The organism is Pseudonocardia sp. SID8383, from assembly GCF_009864975.1.
GTDB classification, from domain to species: domain Bacteria; phylum Actinomycetota; class Actinomycetes; order Mycobacteriales; family Pseudonocardiaceae; genus Pseudonocardia; species Pseudonocardia alni.
Genome location: NZ_WWFY01000536.1, coordinates 1 through 3,083, shown reverse-complemented (window position 1 = coordinate 3,083; position 3,083 = coordinate 1). Strand labels below are relative to the sequence as shown.

3 protein-coding genes and 1 pseudogene are annotated in these 3,083 nt (G+C 73.0%); 2 read left to right on the top strand and 2 right to left on the bottom strand.

Annotated elements, in window-relative coordinates; all coding sequences use genetic code 11:
• Window positions 1–234: pseudogene (locus GTW08_RS13235) on the bottom strand (hypothetical protein); the annotation flags it as partial.
• Between the two features lie 217 nt (window positions 235–451).
• Between GTW08_RS13235 and GTW08_RS13230 the strand changes: the two are divergent.
• Window positions 452–2,149 carry an AMP-binding protein gene (locus GTW08_RS13230; protein ID WP_073574304.1) on the top strand — a complete coding sequence of 566 codons (1,698 nt, stop codon included), beginning with the start codon at window positions 452–454 and terminating at the stop codon, window positions 2,147–2,149.
• 13 nt (window positions 2,150–2,162) lie between these two features.
• Here GTW08_RS13230 and GTW08_RS13225 read toward each other — a convergent pair whose 3' ends face one another.
• A complete protein-coding gene (locus GTW08_RS13225; protein ID WP_073574303.1) occupies window positions 2,163–2,795 on the bottom strand; it encodes a flavin reductase family protein in 633 nt (210 codons plus the stop codon).
• 55 nt (window positions 2,796–2,850) lie between these two features.
• Between GTW08_RS13225 and GTW08_RS13220 the strand changes: the two genes are divergently transcribed.
• On the top strand, window positions 2,851–3,083 hold a 233-nt coding region (locus GTW08_RS13220; RefSeq protein ID WP_202417117.1), incomplete at its 3' end, for a cobalamin biosynthesis protein.

The following is a 3,083-nucleotide window of genomic DNA, read 5'->3' as shown; positions in this document are numbered from 1 at the left end:
CGTCGGGGTCGGTGTCGGGGTGGCGGTCGGCGACGTCGTCGGGACCGGCGACGGGGTGCGCCACGCCGCGGGCAGCTCGCCGTTGCCGCAGCCGGCCAGCAGCAGCACGAGGATCAGCAGCGCCAGCCCCACGAGCACGCCGCGCAGCAGCAGCCGCGGCCCGTACCGGCCCACCCGCAGGCGGGACACCGACACGTCGGGGGTCGGCACCTTCGGCAGGTTCGGCGCGGTCACGCGGGCACCTTACGATCACCGGCCCGCCCGGGCGGGCCGACCTCGCCGCCACCATCGCGTGATCGGCGCCGCACGGTCGGTGCCCGATCGGCAGCGGCCGTCGCGCACTGCCGGGGCGCCGGTGGAGTGACTAGGGTCGCGGTACGGCCGCACGGGCGGCCCCGCACGACGGGCCCGGGGCACGGGCCCCCCGCACGAGCCCACCGAGGTGCACCCCATGGCGACCGGCAGCCCGGCGACGGAGAAGTTCCTCGCCGCCCGCGACTTCCTGCTCACCCACCGCGAGGACTACGACACGGCCTACCGCGACTTCCGCTGGCCGGAGCTCGAGGAGTTCAACTTCGCGCTCGACCACTTCGACGTCGTCGCGGCCGACCCCGAGCGGGGCGCGCGGAAGGCGCTGTGGATCGTCGAACAGGACGGTTCGCAGGCGCACTGGACGTGGGCGGAGCTGTCCGAGCGGTCCAACCGGGTCGCGAACTGGCTGCGGGAGCAGGGCGTGGCCCGGGGCGACCGGATCATCCTGATGCTCGGCAACCAGCTGGAGCTGTGGGAGACGCTGCTGGCGGCGATGAAGCTGGGCGCCGTCGTCATCCCCGCGACCACCCTGCTCACCCCGGCCGACCTGCAGGACCGGGTGGACCGCGGGCGGGCCGCGCACGTCGTCGTCGGGGCGGACGACGCCGGCAAGTTCGACGACGTCGACGGCGACTACACCCGTATCGCCGTCCGTGGCGCCGTGGCGGGCTGGCGCGACTACACCGGCGAGGCCTACTCGGCCGCCGCCGAGTTCACCCCGGACGGCGCCACGAAGGCGTCGGACACGCTGCTGCTGTACTTCACCTCCGGCACCACGGCGAAGCCGAAGCTGGTGGAGCACACCCACACGTCCTACCCGGTCGGGCACCTGTCGACGATGTACTGGATCGGCCTCGAGCCCGGCGACGTGCACCTCAACATCTCCTCGCCCGGCTGGGCCAAGCACGCCTGGTCCAATGTGTTCGCGCCGTGGATCGCCGAGGCGACCGTGCTCGTCATGAACTACGCCCGGTTCGACGCCGAGTCCGTCCTGTCGGTCCTGGACTCCTGCGGGGTGACCAGCTTCTGCGCCCCGCCGACGGTGTGGCGGATGCTCATCCAGGCCGACCTGTCCGGGCTGGCGACGCCGCCGTCCAAGGTCGTCGGGGCGGGGGAACCGCTCAACCCCGAGGTCATCGAGCAGGTCGAGAAGGCGTGGGGCCTGCGCATCCGCGACGGGTTCGGCCAGACCGAGTCCTCGGTGCAGATCGGCAACCCGCCCGGGCAGCCGGTCAAGCCGGGCTCGATGGGCAGGCCGATCCCCGGGTTCGTCGTCGCGCTGGTCGACCCGACCACCGGGAAGGTCGCCGACGAGGGCGAGATCTGCCTGGACCTCGACCACCGCCCGACCGGGCTGATGGTGGGCTACGCCGACGACCCGGAGCGCAACGCCGAGGCCATGGCCGGCGGGTACTACCACACCGGCGACGTCGGCTCCCGCGACGAGTCGGGCTACATCACCTACGTCGGCCGGGCCGACGACGTGTTCAAGGCCAGCGACTACCGGATCAGCCCGTTCGAGCTGGAGAGCGTGCTGATCGAGCACCCGGCGGTCGCCGAGGCCGCGGTCGTGCCGTCCCCGGACCCGGTCCGCCTCGCCGTGCCGAAGGCCTACGTGGTGCTCGCCACGGGGCACGAGCCGACCGCGGAGACGGCGACGGCGATCCTGCAGTTCGCCTACGACAACCTCGCCCCTTACAAGCGGATCCGCCGCCTCGAGTTCTTCGAACTCCCGAAGACGATCTCCGGGAAGATCCGCCGGGTGGAGCTGCGCGGCCGGGAGGGCGAGATCCACGCCGACCCCGCCGCCACGCCGCCCACCGAGTACACCCTCTGACCGGCGGGCCGGGTCACTGCTCGCCGAAGTGACCCGGCCACTGCTGGTAGGGGATGCGGGTGATCTCCAGGATCTCGCCCAGCCGGGACCACTCGTTGCGGCCCAGGCGGGCCAGCGGGGCGAGCCGGCGGACGTCGGGCAGGGAGTTGCCGCGCTCGTCGGTGACGAACACGCTCTCCTCGATCGCGGCGTGCACGACCCGGCCGATGACGACGGTCGAGTTGCCGAGCTCGATGTTCGCGTGCAGCACGCACTCCAGCGCCACCGGTGACTCGGCGACCCGCGGCGGCGCCACGACCGAGGACGCCTCGGCGGTCAGCCCGACCGAGGAGAACTCGCTGATCTCGGCGGGGAAGTCGGTGCCGGTCGCGTTGATCCGCTCGAACATCGGCTCGTTCGCCAGGCAGACGACGAACTCGCGGGTCTGCGACACGTTGCGCAGCGAGTCCTTCTTCCCGACCGACGTGAACTGGATCATGGGCGGGTCCACGCAGGACACCGTGAAGAACGAGTGCGGGGCGAGGTTGTCGACGCCGTCGGCCGAGCGGGTGGAGACCCAGGCGATGGGTCGGGGGACGACGACGCTGGTCAGGAGCTTGTAGAACGGGCCGCTGCCCATCTCGTCCGGCTTGAGGTCCGTGCGCATGCCCATGATCCTGCCCGGCCTGCACCCTGCGCGCGCGCCGCTCTAGGTTCGGCGCATGGGAACACGTGGCCGCGCGGCCGGACTGGCCGCCGGGATCGTCGCCGACGCACTGCTCGGCGACCCGCGCCGGGGCCACCCGGTCGCCGGCTTCGGCACGCTCGCCGCCCGGCTGGAGGGCCGGATGCACCGCGACGCCGTCGCACCCGGGGTGGCCTACACCGCGATCCTGGTCGGGTCGGTGGTCGCGGCGGGGGTGGTCGCCGAGGCGGCCGCGACGCGTGCGGGGGC

Bases quoted from the DNA above. Each gene is read 5' to 3' on its own strand.
- GTW08_RS13230 (WP_073574304.1), top strand. From the start codon at position 452: ATGGCGACCGGCAGCCCGGCGACGGAGAAGTTCCTCGCCGCCCGCGAC.
- GTW08_RS13225 (WP_073574303.1), bottom strand. From the start codon at position 2,795: ATGCGCACGGACCTCAAGCCGGACGAGATGGGCAGCGGCCCGTTCTAC.